The sequence below is a fragment of the Pantoea sp. X-Soil-TKNS-1279 genome (genome assembly GCF_059730565.1).
This window is the reverse complement of sequence record NZ_AP035949.1, coordinates 412,776-428,486: the sequence shown is the minus strand read 5'-3', so window position 1 is coordinate 428,486 and position 15,711 is coordinate 412,776. Positions and strand designations below refer to the sequence as shown.

General features: G+C 52.9%; 14 protein-coding genes. 7 read left to right on the top strand and 7 right to left on the bottom strand.

Annotated features, from left to right (window positions below):
• Positions 1 to 41: 41 nt before the first annotated feature.
• The 6 genes from AC6I8N_RS22095 to AC6I8N_RS22070 all read right to left on the bottom strand — a co-directional run bounded on the left by AC6I8N_RS22095 (position 42) and on the right by AC6I8N_RS22070 (position 6,122).
• Positions 42 to 1,625, bottom strand: a complete 1,584-nt coding sequence (locus AC6I8N_RS22095; protein WP_497830777.1) for an arylsulfatase — start codon at positions 1,623 to 1,625, stop codon at positions 42 to 44.
• 177 nt (positions 1,626 to 1,802) lie between these two features.
• The gene (locus tag AC6I8N_RS22090) at positions 1,803 to 3,416 is read right to left on the bottom strand and encodes a mechanosensitive ion channel family protein (RefSeq protein WP_497830776.1); all 1,614 of its coding nucleotides are present in this window, start codon (positions 3,414 to 3,416) and stop codon (positions 1,803 to 1,805) included.
• Between the two features lie 13 nt (positions 3,417 to 3,429).
• Positions 3,430 to 4,620: an OmpP1/FadL family transporter gene (locus AC6I8N_RS22085; protein WP_497830775.1), complete on the bottom strand. Its 1,191-nt coding sequence runs from the start codon at positions 4,618 to 4,620 to the stop codon at positions 3,430 to 3,432.
• Between the two features lie 15 nt (positions 4,621 to 4,635).
• Positions 4,636 to 4,944, bottom strand: a complete 309-nt coding sequence (locus AC6I8N_RS22080; protein WP_497830774.1) for a YicS family protein — start codon at positions 4,942 to 4,944, stop codon at positions 4,636 to 4,638.
• Positions 4,945 to 4,953: 9 nt separating this feature from the next.
• A complete protein-coding gene (locus tag AC6I8N_RS22075) occupies positions 4,954 to 5,961 on the bottom strand; it encodes an HAD family hydrolase (protein ID WP_497830773.1) in 1,008 nt (335 codons plus the stop codon).
• A gap of 2 nt (positions 5,962 to 5,963) precedes the next feature.
• Positions 5,964 to 6,122 (bottom strand): alkyl sulfatase C-terminal domain-containing protein, encoded by a 159-nt coding sequence (locus AC6I8N_RS22070; RefSeq protein ID WP_497830772.1) that lies wholly within the window; start codon positions 6,120 to 6,122, stop codon positions 5,964 to 5,966.
• A gap of 338 nt (positions 6,123 to 6,460) precedes the next feature.
• Here AC6I8N_RS22070 and AC6I8N_RS22065 point away from each other — a divergent pair, with 338 nt between their 5' ends.
• Complete coding sequence (locus AC6I8N_RS22065; protein ID WP_497830771.1) at positions 6,461 to 6,727, top strand: YdgH/BhsA/McbA-like domain containing protein; 267 nt, start codon at positions 6,461 to 6,463, stop codon at positions 6,725 to 6,727.
• A 41-nt stretch (positions 6,728 to 6,768) separates the two neighbouring features.
• Here the strand turns inward: AC6I8N_RS22065 and fhuE are convergent, their stop codons facing one another.
• Positions 6,769 to 8,970, bottom strand: a complete 2,202-nt coding sequence (fhuE, locus tag AC6I8N_RS22060; RefSeq protein ID WP_497830770.1) for a ferric-rhodotorulic acid/ferric-coprogen receptor FhuE — start codon at positions 8,968 to 8,970, stop codon at positions 6,769 to 6,771.
• A 439-nt stretch (positions 8,971 to 9,409) separates the two neighbouring features.
• Here fhuE and AC6I8N_RS22055 point away from each other — a divergent pair, with 439 nt between their 5' ends.
• From AC6I8N_RS22055 to AC6I8N_RS22030, 6 genes are all read left to right on the top strand, one after another.
• On the top strand, positions 9,410 to 10,504 hold the full coding sequence (locus tag AC6I8N_RS22055) for a YncE family protein (RefSeq protein ID WP_497830769.1): 1,095 nt from the start codon (positions 9,410 to 9,412) through the stop codon (positions 10,502 to 10,504).
• A gap of 101 nt (positions 10,505 to 10,605) precedes the next feature.
• Positions 10,606 to 11,349, top strand: a complete 744-nt coding sequence (locus AC6I8N_RS22050) for a 2-phosphosulfolactate phosphatase (protein WP_497830768.1) — start codon at positions 10,606 to 10,608, stop codon at positions 11,347 to 11,349.
• Positions 11,350 to 11,529: 180 nt separating this feature from the next.
• Positions 11,530 to 12,132: a sugar dehydrogenase complex small subunit gene (locus AC6I8N_RS22045; RefSeq protein WP_497830767.1), complete on the top strand. Its 603-nt coding sequence runs from the start codon at positions 11,530 to 11,532 to the stop codon at positions 12,130 to 12,132.
• Positions 12,133 to 12,151: 19 nt separating this feature from the next.
• On the top strand, positions 12,152 to 13,780 hold the full coding sequence (locus tag AC6I8N_RS22040; protein ID WP_497830766.1) for a GMC family oxidoreductase: 1,629 nt from the start codon (positions 12,152 to 12,154) through the stop codon (positions 13,778 to 13,780).
• Entirely contained in the window at positions 13,780 to 15,165 is a 1,386-nt protein-coding gene (locus AC6I8N_RS22035; protein WP_497830765.1) for a c-type cytochrome, read from the top strand. Before AC6I8N_RS22040 ends, AC6I8N_RS22035 begins: the two co-directional genes overlap by 1 nt.
• Before the next feature lie 22 nt (positions 15,166 to 15,187).
• A complete protein-coding gene (locus AC6I8N_RS22030; RefSeq protein ID WP_497830764.1) occupies positions 15,188 to 15,691 on the top strand; it encodes a sugar dehydrogenase complex small subunit in 504 nt (167 codons plus the stop codon).
• Positions 15,692 to 15,711 lie beyond the last annotated feature (20 nt).

Here is a 15,711-nt window from a genome sequence, read left to right as displayed (position 1 = left end):
CCTGAACGGGCGGTAAACCGCCCGTTGTATTGGTGACAACATTAATTGGTGGCTGGGCTGCCTTGATCGATCAGCGACTGAACATCGGAAACGGTAAAGGAGCCAGGTTTCTGTCTTGGAGGGAACTCTTTAAAACTTTGTAGCATCTCTCCGACATATTTCTGTGCACCGCCCATCAGGAACAGCCGACTGTAGAACCAGTTGCCGTAATCCATACCGGTATCGCCTTTTTCCAGTGGGTCCACATCCATATCGAAGATCAGCGGCACGCGCAGTTTGGTGAAGGGGTAACGCCAGACATCCAGCCCACTGTGTTCCTGGATCATAAAGTGCGCTTTCCAGCGACCGTATCGGATAGCCAGCAGATCGCCATCATCGCTCCAGTAGAAAAACTCCTTACGTTGGTCCGGTCCTTTGCCTTGCAAGAAATCCAGTTGGTTATAACCATCCAGATGGACTTTGTAAGTCATTGCGTTGGTCTTGTAGCCTTTAAGGAGTTGCGAGCCAATATTGGGATCACCCGCAGCGGCGACCAGGGTTGGGAACCAGTCATAGCTGGCGAAAATGTCGTTAATCACGGTGCCTGGTTTGATATGACCAGGCCAACGGATCATGGCAGGGACGCGGAATCCTCCCTCCCAGCCGGTATTTTTCTCCCCCCGGAAGGGGGTCATCCCGGAGTCTGGCCAGGTGGCGAGCATTGGGCCGTTGTCGGTGGTGTATATGACGATGGTGTTATCTTCGATGCCAAGGTCTTTAATTTTCTTCAGTACCTCACCAATCGTCTTATCGTGCTCAACCATACCGTCAGCGTAGGTACCCAGACCGGTTACACCGATGCTATCCGGCTTGAGGTGGGTTTTATTGTGCATACGGGTGGTGTTGTACCAGGTAAAGAAAGGTTTACCGGCCTTCACCTGACGTTCCATAAAATCGTTATTGGCCGCCAGCGTTTCGTCATCAACAGTTTCCATACGTTTAACCGTGAGCGGCCCGGTGTCTTCTACCTTACCGTCAGCAGTGCTTTTGATGACGCCACGCGGTCCAAACTGTTTACGGAAAGCCGGATCTTTCGGATAGTCCGGGTTTTCTGGCTCCTCTTCGGCATTCAGGTGATAAAGGTTGCCCATAAACTCATCAAAACCATGTGCAGTTGGCAGAAATTCATCCCGATCGCCGAGGTGATTTTTCCCGAACTGCCCGGTGGCATAACCCAGTTGTTTCAGGATGGTGGCTATAGTGGGATCTTCTTTCTGCAAGCCCTGTGGTGCACCAGGCATACCGACTTTACTCATACCGGTGCGGAAGGGCATTTGCCCGGTAATAAAGGCCGATCGGCCCGCAGTGGAACTTTGTTCGGCGTAGTAGGAGGTAAATTTGGCACCTTCTGCCGCAATGCTATCAATATTGGGTGTTTTATAACCCATCATTCCCTGGTTATAGGTGCTGAGATTCCAGTAACCGATATCATCGCCAAAGATCACCACAATATTGGGTTTACCTTTGTTTTGCTCCGGCGCTGTCGAAGGCGTGTTATCGGGAGCGGCATGGACGCTCCACGAACAACAAGCCGCAGCCAGCATGGAAGAGGCGAGCAGCGATTTGCAAAAAGGAATTTTTGACATGTCTGTGCTCCGTTATCTAGTGGGTACGGGCTACTAAACAAGAAAAACATTAAGGCGTTATTCATACGCCCCTCCTTTTCCCCGGCTTAAAAAACGCAATTGAAGCAGTTGTGACAAATCATCTGCCGCATATTTCAATGAATATGCAGTCACGGATACCTGTATTAATCCATCGAGTCATAACGGCTCCTGAGTATCTTTTTGCGCAGGCGGAGCGAACCAGTTTTCCGGTTTAACCAACACCGCACCCTCCGGTTGAGTGACGAAATTCGGCGACATAATCTGTACGCCAAATTCGTTGAACACATCCTGGATATGACTGTGCAGCTCAGTTCTGGCTGTGGCGAGCGAAGCACCTGGCGGCAAGCGCACCTGAAGCTCGTAGGCGATGTACCAATCCATCAGCGCCAGTTGGCGCACCAGCGGGGGTTCCTGATGATCGATGATCCGCGTTCTGCTGGCGGCCAGCTCCAGCATGCTGTGTACCTGCCGCCAGGGAGTGTCATAGCCGATGGTGACGCTGGTGGTCAGGTTAATGCCCGCACCTTTTTGCGTCGTGCTCAGGTTGGTGATTTTTCCGCTCACCACCACCGCATTGGGTACGGTGACTTCGTAGTTTTCCCGCGTCACCAGTTTGGTCGACAGCATACCGACTTCGGTCACCACACCTTCGTTATCATTGATACGAATGACATCCCCTTTGCGTAACGCGCGTGAATAAGTCAGTACCAGGCCACTCATGGCGTGGTTCATGACGCCTGCCGATCCCAGCGTCAGCATCAGGCCAAAGAACACGCTGATACCTTTAAAGGCCAGCGAATTTGCCCCCGGCAGAAAGGGGTAAGCCGCTGACAGGGCAAACAACCAGATAGCCACGCTGATTAATCGCCGCGTGACGCCAACCGTTTCCGGATGCAAGCCGGGAATATGCAGATTGCCGTGTTCCACGCGTCGCAGCACCAGCCGAATAACGCGGGTGACAAACGCGGTAATCAGGAAAATCACCACAACAATAAACAGCCCTGGCAATGCCGACAGCACGGCAATGCCGATACCCTGCAACAGGCCCAGCGCGTAATTGCCCAGGTCCATGCCCCAGACACGCGTGTAGGGAAACATCCGCAGTACCCAACTCAGCCACACGTAACCCGTACCAAGGCAAATGATCAGCAACAAGGTTTGATAAATGCGGAGACGCACTGGCCCGAGAAAACTGCGTACCGACGCGGGCAGGAGAGGTTTGCGATTGGCGGGGCGGGTTGTTTCACTGCGGGCAAGCCATTTTGTCAACCGCCAGCACAGGACCAGCAACAGGATAAACGCTACCGCACCTACCAGGCTTTTTGCCAGGGAGGTCAGGATATAACGGGGTGAATATTGTTCCTTTAACGACAGGCGTATGATTTCGAGACGCTGGCGTACCACCTCGGCGGCCTGTGGCAGCGTCATATCATCACCCTCATCGAGGTCGGCCTGAACCAGTACCATAAAGGGCTTCTGATTGACCGAAAATACCATCGCCTGCTGGTGGTAACGGGTCAGTAATTGCGTTGTGACCGGCTGTTGCAGGTCAGTGACCGTAAGTGTGCGCAACTGCTTGACGATGCGCTGTACCCGTTCTTCCGGCGTGGTCAGACCAAAACCCGCCTGCAACATCACTACGGGTTGATTCAGCAAGGTCAGGGTGCGTGCCTGTTCCTTAGGTGTGGGCGACTGGCGTGGTTCCGCACTCAACAAGCTGAGAGGAATAAGTAAAAGCAGCCAGCAAAGAAGATAAACGCCGCTTTTCATCGTCGATTCTCCATCAGAACTGGTAGCTGTAATTCATGCTGAAAAAATAGATGTTGGGATCCTGATAACTGCCTTTGACCAGCGGCGAAGAGACTGACGACGATTCCATATTGAGATACTCAAAGGCTGCGCCGATATTGCTGGACGCGGTTAATTGATATTGCGCGCCAATGCCATAGCGCCACGCGGCACCGGAAGGCATGGTCATCGAGGTATCGTCCTGGTTTTGGTAAAAGCTGCTGTCGTAAGCAATGCCTGTGTTGAAACGCCATTGGGCATTCGGACGAAACTGTACGCCCAGAGCGGTATGCCAGGTATCCTGCAATTTATTTTCCCGTGTCAGCGGTTGGCCGCTGACGGTGATCTGATTTGCGCCATAGGCACTCCAGTCCTGCCAGCCCAAATCCGCCAGCAGTGACCATTGTTGATTGAGGTCATGCACGGCACTCAGCATTAACTGAACGGGGGTATTCACCTGGGCCGCAATCGGAAAGGTATAAGAGACATTATTCAACTGCGGAAAGCGTGCTTCCCCGTTGATATTGAAGTGGTATTCGGTTTTGCTGGTATAGGTCAGGCCAATGCGTGTGGCATCGGTCACCTGCATCAACAGCCCGGTGCGGAAATTCAGCGCCCAGTCATGATCGGTCGTTTTCTCATCTTGCCCATCCACGTTGCGCGTTAGCGAGAGAAAACCATAATTGATGCCAAGTCCCAACCCCCAGGAGAGTCGATCATTGATTTTCCAGGCAATCGCCGGACTGAGCGTCATACCCACCAGCGTGCTTTTTTTGATCAACCGATCGCCAGCCCACTCGCCAAAATCCAGCCCGAGTCCGTAGTTACCGTATAAGCCGATACCTGCCGACCAGCTGTCGTTGAGACGCTGGTGGTAAAACAGGCTGGCACCGGGAAACCAGCCAATGGTGTTGCCGGGGCTGTTGCCGCGCAGGGCCGCATCATTGTCGAGGGTGTAGGGGGTATCGCCATAGAGCGCTTGTAAGCCACCGGTGATCATCCGGTCCGGCAGGTGCGTCATCCCTGCCGGATTGGTCATCAGGGTGGAGGCATCTTGCGCACGGGCAGCCTGTCCGGCACCCGCCAGACCGATATCCTCAGTGGCAATTTCATAGAGATAGAGGCCACTGGCGTGGCTGGTGCCGGTAAGCAAAAGACAGCACAAGGATAAATTTACGCGCTGCATGATGGCCTCACCCGGTTAATGACTCATAAAAGCGGACTTATCGGGGCAGTTAACCTGCGCTATCTGTTGCCGGTAAGTATCTTTGTGCTGGGCTTTCAACGCCTGAGCAGCATGAATCACGGCATCATGGTTATCTTTGCTGTTAAGAAAAACCTGGCGGATATGCTCATCTGTGGTTCCCGCCGGAATGTGGCAATGTTGTTTCAGGTCGCCAATGATTTGCTGTTCTCTCAGGGCATAAGCGAGATCGTCATAGGGTGATTTCGCCAGACTTATCAGGGGACAAAGGTTGATCACTAAAACTAACAAAGGTAAGTAACGCATAACGCCTCCTCAATGACTGTGCTCACTCACAGGTGGGAACACGGTATTCCAGTCTGCTTTCATACTGATCACCGGCCAGCCTTGTTTCTTCGCTTCGTCCAGACCTTTATCCAGCCTGCCGATGCTGGATTTACGGTCATAGGCATATTCACGGTCAGCATCATCGTGATGCAGATAGAGAACCAGATTGGTTTTCGCTCCAGCGGCGACGTATTGCAGCATCGGCAAATCACCGTCGGAGTTGCCAAACGCCAGAATAGGCATACGACCAATATTTCGATAAATCGCGATAGGCTTATTGGCGCCATCATCGATAAAGTTAATCGCTCCTTGCTTAATCAACCGGGGTTTACCGTCTTTACCGATTTCAAAGGTGAGTTTGTCAGTGGAACCGATCACCTGCTCTGGCGGGATGCCATAGGTTTTTTCCGCCCAGGGGCGCATAAAGTCAGTGCCACCACCCGAAACGATGTAGGTTTTGAAACCGTTGGCGCGTAGATAACTCAGCAATTCCAGCATCGGCTGATAAACCAGTTCGGTATAGGGGCGTTTGAAACGCGGGTGACGTGCGGTTTGCAGCCACTGCGTCACACTGGCTTTGAAATCCTCGGTCGTCATCCCTGCATCGGCAGCATGTTCAATCGCCATCAGACCCTCATTACCTGTCGCCGCGACAGCCTGCATATCGTTTTCCAGTATCCCTTTGAACGGTTGTTGGTTTTTCCATTCGGGATGCTGGGGAGCCAGCGCTTTGATGCGATCCATCAGGTAGATCAACTGAACGTAAGCGGGCTGTTCAATCCATAAGGTTCCGTCATTGTCGAATACCGCAATCCGCGCCTCTGGCGGCACATATGCGGCACCGCCCGGCTGTGTGGCTTTTTGGACAAAGCTGACCAGCTTTTCTTTCGCGGCTGAGTCGTTCCAGCCAGGCAAAACGGCTGCCGCATTGACAAGCGGCAAGCAGAAGCCAATCCAGAGAATCAACACCGCAATGGCATGTATAGGTTTCTTCACTTTCAATACCTCATCCAGGGGGACACGATGTTGAACGAGAACTCAAATTTGTCCATGTTGCCTGACAACGCATTCACTTTGGCGGGATTACCGCTGATTTTGGCAGCACCTTTATCCAGCGCCTGTTTCAGCATGGACAGGTGCTTTTTTATTTCATTCATAAATCTCTGCTTAGTGGGATAAAAACTTAATCAGTACCAAGTCTTGCTGAAATCAAGGCCAGAGAAAAATAGAAAACAGGAAGAAATACGTCGGTGTAATAGTTTCAAATTCATTGCTGTTTTGAAGTAACCGTAGCCGATGAATTATAGTAATCAAGCGAAGCGCTAAATTATTTTTATGGTTTTTAATCGGTTTTGGATGCAATGTGATAATTAATAATTATATTTTTTTGTCCTTATTAAGTTTTAAATAGATGGCTTGCAATTTTTCAAACTCAGTCTAAAAATTTAATTGCTGCAATAATCATCCAAAATTCAATACGCTTTGAGGTGTGATAATGAAAAAGTTGATGGCAAGTATGCTAGCGATCGTCACCGCTTCGTTAATTTGTGGTTCAGCCTTTGCGGCAAAGGAAATCAGTAAAGCTGAAGCGAAGCAATACGAGAAAGTCGGGACGGTAAGTTCTACCAAAGAACATACTTCTCCGCGTGCGGCGATGGAGGAAATTTCAAAAAAAGCGGATGAGATGGGCGGAAAATATTTTGTCATTACCTCGGGTAATGAGGGTGACAAAGTCCGTGCCACGGCAACGGTTTATAAATAAATACGCAGCGCCCTGTTAATGCAGGGCGCTGCCCTTATTTATCAGAACTGATATGACACGCTGACCGAGACATTACGCGGTTCACCGTAAACGTAGCCACTCATATATGTGTAATACGTACGGTCGAACAGGTTATTCACGTTAGCCTGCACAGAAACCTGTTTAGTGACCTGATAGCGGGCAAACAGGTTAGCCAGCGGGTAGCTGCCCTGGTAAACGCGTTTCGTGCTGCCATCGGGGGCCGAGACATCTTCAAACACACGGTTTTGCCAGTTGATACCCCCACCAACAGTGAGTTCCTGAAGCATCGGCAGGCGATAGCTGGTAAACAATTTAAAGTCAGTTTGCGGTTGATCCGGGTTATAACGGCCCTCCGAGTCTCGCGCGACATAGCGGGTTGCGCCAAAGGTCATTTGCAGGTTATCGGTGAGCGCGCCGTTCAGCTCAAACTCGGCACCCTTACTGCGTGCTCCTTTGGTTGTGGAATAAGCCTGCTCGCTACTGTTATTAACATAAACACCATCTATTGCCTGACCGACATTGTTTTGTTCAATACGGAAGATAGCCATAGTTGCAGTCAGACGACCATCAAACCAGGCGGATTTCAGGCCGGTTTCATAACTTTTACCCGTGACTGGGGACAGATAATGTCCACTGGTGTCACGATAGGTTTGCGGCTGGAAGATAGAGGTATAACTAGCGTAAGCCGACCAGGTATCGTTGATGTCATACACCACACCCGCATATGGCGTGATGTTGTTTTTATCCATATTGCCACTGCTACCATTGGTGCTGTATTGGGTGTAACGTGCACCGACAATCAACGACAGCGGATCGGCAAGTGAGAAGCGAGCGGCTGTGTAGGCCGATTTCTGGCGCACCACGTCATCTGCGTTCTGGTACCAGTCACCCCACGTTGGCTCTGCGACATCGCCATTCCAGTGATTGTTAAAGATACCGATATCACTGGCGGCGATATCACCGGCATCCTCATCCGTAATGCCGTTGCTGCTATATGTCACATTATGCTGACGGCTGTAACTCACACCGGCCATCAGTTGATGCTGACGTCCGAACAGCTCGAACGGACCGCTGGCATAACCATCCACCGAGGTCAGCTCACGCTTGCCGCGGTCCATACTGCCAAACCCATCGGCACCTTCACCGGTGTCCTGGTCCGGGTTCGACAAATAACCCACATACAGGAGTTTATCGCTGAAAGTGTTTTCAGCATGTGTGCCGTTCAGGCGGAAAGTCCAGCCATTATCGAAGTTATGTACCAGATCGGCATACACTTTGCGTGCGGTGGTGTGGTAGTAGGTCCAGTCGGCAGCAGAGTTCAGGCTGCGCGTGTAATGGGTCAAGGCACCATTGCTGTAAAACACCGGATTGCCACCCCAGGTGGGGTCTTTGGTGTCAGCATCCTGATAATCATAGCCGAGTGATAACGTGGTGTTGTCGGTGATATCCGCATCCACCACGCCATAGAGGAATTTGGTGTTTTTGCTGTAACGATCCAACCAACTGTCTTGGTTCTGATAACCCGCAATCACGCGACCACGCACCGATCCTGATTCATTCAACGGGGTGGAAACATCCGCGACATAGCGTTGTTTATTCCAGCTACCGTAACTGGCGCTGAGCGTGCCGGTGAACTCTTTGCTGTCGGCGTGTTTACGCACCATATTGACGGAGGCCGATGGGCTACCCGCTCCTGTCATCAGGCCGGTTGCACCGCGAACTACTTCGATACGATCATAAATTGCGGTATCTGACGCTGCATCGCCATAGTTCCATGCATCCCCGACGGTGGTTGGAATACCGTCAAAGGTAAAGTTGTTCAACTCGAAACCACGCGAGAAATAGTAGGTGCGCTCACTATCAATCAAGTTACTGGTGATGCCCGTGGTGTTATTCAGAACATCATTGACCGTTTGCAGTTGCTGATCCTGCATACGCTGCTGGGTAATGACGCTGACGGATTGCGGCACATCGCGCGGGGTCAGCAGCAGCTTAGTGCCGGCACGCGTGGTTTTTACCTGGTAATCGGTCTTGTCCTGTGCGGTGGTGTCGCTACTGGTGTTGGCATTAACCACCAGATCTTGCTGAGTCGTCGTAGTATCTGCCGCCAGTGCTGGATTGAGTAGGGTGTGTACCGCCATTGCCAACAATGACACGGTGAAGGTTTTGCGGATACCAGACGCGCTAAAGCCCGCGCGAGTTTCCCTGCGATTCGAAGACATAATATTTCCCGCCAAAATAAACGTGGTCTGCTGTTGTGTCGCTTCTGATTTTTATTACGCCACAGCCATGCTGGGCATTTAACGCTAAGAAGCGCATAAATTGAGAAAGCCAATGATAATCATTTGCTTTAAAAATTCGAAAAAGGTTTCATTCAAATGTGTAAACATTTGTATAGGTGATTTAAATCAATTGGATAGGGGCGTAGTTACCCATTTAATTGCTATCGTTTACTTAATTCAGCCGGGGATTTAGCGTTGAAACCGGGTATTTTTCAGCTGAAAATCGCGTTTACGTTACAGGTGATTCATCTCCGCTAACCCATTGTTTACGGCTAATTTGCTTAGTTTTCGTTAATGCGTATTATTCTCATTCTTTCTACGTTCCTTCCGTGATGGCTACGGCCTGCCGGAATCCGTTTATCCATTGATGGAGTTCAGAATGAAATCGTTTTTCAGCCCGCGTCAGGCCGCCATTGCAGCCGCCGTCATCGCCGCCTTTAGCCTGATGGGCTGCCAGGCTCCGGCCAAAAAAGCCGAAGCACCTGTCGCCGCTGCGGCGGTGAAACCAGCGGATACCCAGTTGACCCAACGCGTACTGGGTGATGGCCTGTATGAACTGGCGTACTCACCGGCAGCGAATGCGTTGTTTGTTGCGAGTGCCCAGGGCTTTAAAGACGTGAACGGCGGGATGATTTATCGTCTCGACCCCACGACCCTGGCGACCAAAGGCGAAACCCATACCGATCTGAAAAACTTCGGCATGGCGATTGAGGGTGAAGGTAGCGTGTTCTACACCACCAACTCGCTGGATGGTGGCGTGTCGAAAGTCGATGCACAGAGCGGCAAAGTGCTGGAACGCCTGATGTTGGGTGGCAAGAAAGATAAAGACGGTGATGTGCCGGGTGCGCGCGAAATGCTGCTGCACGGCAATGAATTGTACGTTGGCCGCGTAGCCGATCCGGGCTTTATCTCGGTGGTAGATACCAAAACCTTCAAACTGAAAACCACCATCAAGAACGCCGGTAAGTGGGTAACGGGGATCATTTACTCGCCGCTGACCGATCGTGTTTATGCTGCCAATGGCGCAGGTGAGATTGTGGTGATTAATCCGCGTACGCATAAAATCGAGCAGCGCTGGACAGCGGGTGATGGCAAGGAATATCTGTTCCTGAATATGGCCGAAGATCCGGCCACCGGTCGTCTGTTCGTCACCGACGATTCCAAAGGCAAAACCACCCTGGTATTCGACGAACACAGCGGCAAAGTGATCAAGCGTATTCCGGGCGATGCGCTGGGCATTAAGTTCAACGCCAAACGCAATGAGATCTATATTTCGCAGCGCGAGTCGAAGAAAGTGTTGCAGCTGGATGCGACCAGCTATGCGGTGAAAAACAGCTGGTCATTCGACACCAATCCGAACAGCCTGCTGGTCTCTGCGGATGGTCAAACCCTGTATGTTTCCCTGAAACAGGCGTTCAATAAAGACAACTCCACCCAGGGTAAAGACAGCGTGGCACGGATTGCGCTGAAATAAGTACACCTGAACGTAGCAGCGCGATTTATCGCGCTGCTACGTATAGTATGTAGCAAAAAAATGCGCGATAAATCGCGCCGCTACCCAGGCCCCCTCTGACCATGTCGCAATCTTTCTTCTCTCAGCAAGCATTTGATATTCGCCTCGAATGGGGCAGCAGTGCCGCAGAACATCTGGCACAGCACGTCGACTGCGTGATTGTGGTGGATGTGATGTCGTTTTCTACCTGTGTCAGTCTGGCGAATGAGAAGGGTGCATTGATTGCCCCATGGCCGTGGAAGGATGATTCGGCTCAACGCTATGCCGCTGAAATTGGCGCTCAGGCTGCCAGTATTGACCGTCGTTTCTCTGATCGTACTTTTACTTTATCCCCCGCATCCTTATTAAAAATCACCCCCGGAACCCGACTGGTGCTGCCATCACCAAACGGTTCAACTGTCGCGTTTAAGGCGTGGGAAAAGGGCGCGCAGGTGTTCACTGCCGGACTGCGTAATCGACAGGCCACGGCTGTTGCCTGTCGGCATTATCACAGCATTCTGGTGATCCCCTGCGGTGAACGCTGGCCGGATGGTAGCCTACGTCCGGCGATTGAGGATTATGTGGCGGCAGGTGGGATCGTTGCTGCTTTGGGGGAACGCCTGCGTTCACCGGAAGCGGAAATGGCGCTGGCGGCGTATCAATCTGCACGGCAGCACGATTTTGCTCCGTTACAGCAATGTGCATCGGCGCTGGAGTTGATTGAAAGGGGTTTTGCCGACGATGTTGAGCTTTGTCTGACGCTCGATAAGAGTGACACCGCCAGTCAACTGATTGACAACTTTTTTACCCCCTGCATTTCCTCGTAGCGGCCCCCCCACGTTCATTTCCTGACCGATCCCACTCATCTCTGACGCAAAAACTTCATCTCGTACGGTTTTTGTTTAACTTTCATTTAATATATTAATAACCAGTGCAATTATGAGTCATTTAATTAATGTTGCGTTGTGTGATTGTTAATATTCGAAGCAAATAAATAACAGCTAACAATGATGTCTTTCGCCATCGCCTGGGCGGTGGTGTTGAGTAATGTGAAAAGTCAGGGAAACAACATGTTGCAGTCAGACGATCTTTCCGCCGGAAAGATCCAACTCTCACGCCGGAAAGTGCTGCTTTCTGGTGCGGTGATCATTGCCAGTGGGCTGGTCACCTCGGCGTTACCGTCGTTTGCGTTTGCCCAACCGTCACCCGGTTTTGCCCCTTTTATGCAGATCTCCCGCCTGCTGGTGAATCATCAGCTGGATGATGCCGTCGGTCAGCTCATGCTGGCACTGCTGGAAAGCGAAGAGCAGGGCTTGCTGGAGAACATCAACCAGCTTCTCGCCATCGCCCGGGTGCGCAACGCTTTTAAGGTGGAAGATTTCTTCCCGGACATCCCGCAGGGCGCATTACAAAACCTGGCGTACAAAATCATCTTTGGCTGGTACACCGGCAGCCTCGCCCCAACGCGCTCCACTAAGACCTTCGCTTATGAACAGGCGCTCACCTGGCACACCACGTTGGATGTGATCACCATTCCGTCTTACGGCATCAGTGGTCCCAACAACTGGCAGCGCGCTAACACGCCGGTCCTTCCCGTACCGCAATTCTGAATCTGATAAGAAGACAATTATGGCAGCCCCAAATCAGTCACCTGTGGTGATCGTCGGTACCGGCGTGGTCGGTGTGGTGATCGCAGAGCAACTGCTGGACGCCGGTATTCCAGTCCTGATGCTGGAAGCCGGTCCGCGCGTCTCGCGTGCCGAGATCGTGGAGAACTACCGTAATCTGCCGCTGGCAGCTAAAGGTAACCCGATAGAGTGTTATCCCTCGCGCGAATGGGCGCCGCACCCGGAACCCGCGGGTGCCGGTAAAGGTTACCTACAACTGAGCGGCAATGATTCCTACGCCCAAAGTTACGTGCGCTATGCCGGTGGTTCGACCTGGCATTGGGCGGGCACTTGCTGGCGTCTGACTCCTGCCGATATGCAGCTACATACCCGGTATGGCGTAGGTCGCGACTGGGCTTTCGACTATGACACGCTGGAACCTTACTACGTACGCGCCGAGTACAAACTCGGTATCTGTGGTCCGGCTGACCCAGCGTTGCAATGGCCACCGCAGCGCTCAAAACCCTATCCAATGCCAGCGCTGCCGTTTGGTCCTGGCGAAGCGCGTTTTACCGAGGTGGTACGCGAGAAGCTGGGTCTGCATAACATCCCGACAGCGCAGGCGCGTAACAGCGGCACATCATACGATGACCGTCCCGCCTGCTGCGCCAATAACAACTGCGTTCCGGTATGTCCGGTCGGGGCCAAATATGATGGCGCGACCGCGTTGTCACGCCTGGAAGCCAAAGGGGCGACCATTCTCGATAACGCAGTGGTGTGGCGCATTGAAACCAATGCCAAAAACCACATCGAAGCGGTGCATTACTATGACCAACATAAGCAAACCCATCGTGTCAGCGGCAAGCTGTTTATCATCGCCTGTAATGGTCTGGAAACGCCCAAACTGCTGCTGATGTCGGCGGATAGTCGCAACCCGAACGGCATTGCCAACAGCTCGGATCAGGTTGGGCGCAATATGATGGACCATCCGCAAATCACCATGACGGTGACGCTGGAAGAACCCTACTGGGCAGGTGTGGGGCCGGTGGTCAACAGCGGGATTATGGAAACCTCGCAGGGGGATTTCCGTTCCGAGCACGCCGGAGCCTATTTCCGCTTCAACAACTTTGCCCGCAACCGTTTTGTCACTTTTGGCGCGTTGCAGAAAGGGCTGGTGGGCAAAGCGCTGGACGAAGAAATCCGTCGCATGACTGCCTGCACCGCTGACATTGTGTTGGCGCATGAAATCCTGCCGGATGCCAACAACCGTCTGACGCTCTCCGACAAAAAGGACTGGCTCGGCCTGCCGAAACCAGCGATTCATTACGACGTCGGCGACTACGTCCGTCGTTCTTATAACGACTACTCGAAACCGATTGCCGACCGCATCGCTGAGGCGATGGGCGCTATCGACAAGAAATTTTCCAAACAGTTTAACCAGAGCAAACACATCATGGGCGGCACCATGATGGGCAATGATCCGGCTAATTCGGTAGTGGATAACGTCTGTCGTGCGCACGATCACCGTAACCTGTTCCTGCCGGGCGGCGGTGCGATGGCGAGTACCGCTTGCGGCAACAGCACCCTGACCATGGTGGCGCTGGCATTCAAAGCGGCTGATGCGATCGTCAAACAGGCACAGGAGGCGTGATGATGCTGAAGTTAAAACCTGCCGCCCTGGCGCTGATGTTGGTTTTTGTCGCTGGTGCGGCGCATGCCGCCAGTGATGATGCACTGGTGAAAAAGGGTGAATATCTGGCGGTGGCCTCTGACTGTACCGCCTGCCATACCGCCTCAGCTGCGAAACCGTTTGCCGGTGGCAAGGCCATTGCTTCGCCGGTTGGCGCTATCATCGCCACCAATATCACGCCGTCGAAAACCGACGGGATCGGCGATTACAGCGAGCAACAGTTTGCTGATGCGCTGCGTAAAGGTATCCGGGCTGACGGCGCACATCTCTATCCGGCGATGCCTTACACCGCGTATGCCACGCTGACTGACGACGATATTCATGCGCTGTATGCGTATTTTATGTCGGGCGTGCAGGCGGTCGATCACCCCACGGCACAGACGCATCTGCCGTTCCCGCTGAACCTGCGGTTTTCCATGATGTTCTGGAATGCGTTGTTCCTGAAAGCGCCAGGTTATCAGCCGGACGCCGCACAAAGCGCCAGCTGGAACCGGGGGCGTTACCTGGTGGAAGGGGCGGCGCACTGTAGCACCTGCCATACCCCGCGGGGTTTCCTGATGCAGGAGAAAACCGCTGATGCCTTTACCGGTGCACAGGTGGGTTCGTGGTATGCACCGAACATTACCGCTAATCCGGTCAGCGGCATTGGTCAGTGGTCGCAGCAGGAGCTGGTGACTTATCTGCGTACCGGCCGTCTGGCGGGCAAGGCGCAGGCGGCGGGTAGCATGGCGGAAGCCATTACCCACAGCTTCCAGCATCTGTCGGATGCCGATCTGACGGCGATCGCCGAGTATATGCAGAGCGTGCCGGATCATACCGCCTTCGCTTCCGGCCCTTCGCGATTCACCCAGGGTACGCCCGGCAACAACCTTGTCGCCTTCCGGGGGCAGGCTTTTACGCAACCGGTCAGTGATGAGGGAGCACGGCTTTTCTCGGGTAACTGCGCCTCCTGCCACGGCAGCAGTGGGCAGGGTACCAAAGATGGTTTCTATCCCAGCCTGTTCCATAACAGCGCCACGGCAGAGCGTAATTCTTCTAATCTTATTGCGACTATTCTGTTTGGTGTCGAGCGTGATACCGCGCAGGGCAACGTGTTTATGCCGCCCTTTGGTGCACAACCGAACGCACTTAACCACCTGAATGATCAACAAGTCGCCACCTTGTCGAACTGGATTCTGCATCGCTACGGCAATCAAGGCGTGACAGTGTCACCTGAGCAGGTGGCTGAAATCCGCGCTGGCGGTCCTTCGTCGCCGCTGGTCCTGCTGGCACAGCTTGGGGTTGCTGGTGCTGTACTGGTCGCGATCATCCTGCTGATTTGGCTGTTATGGCGGCGTAAACGTTAACCCCTTACCACTGGAAAATAGTATGAAGCTCTACTCACGCCGTCGTGTGCTGAAGATGGCCGGCCTGGTGGTCATCACCAGCGCCGCAGGTCATCTGTTGCCGCTCCCGCGTCTCAATGCCGCGCAATCGCTGGCCAATGCATCCGCGCAGGCGGATTTTATTCAGGTTTCTCAATGGCTGACGCAGCAGGAGAACCTCAACAGCGCCGTTGCTCATGCGTTGCTGATTGCCCTGAATCAAACCCAACAGAATTTCATGGCCGGACTGACGCAGCTTAAAGCCTTGCTGCAAAGCCAGCCGGAGCTGCTGCAACAGGAGCAACTGACCTTTGCCGCCAGTGATGCGGCCAGCGAGAAACTGGCGCAAGCGATTCTCGCAGGTTGGTACAACGGCGTGGTCGGCAAAGGCAAACATGCGCTGTACGTCACTTACGTAAATACGCTGGCCAACCAACTGGTGAATGACAAACTGGTGCCGCCGAGTTTCTCGTATGGCAAATGTGGCAGCTGGGCGCAACAGCCCTGATTTTTAAGAGCAATGTCGTT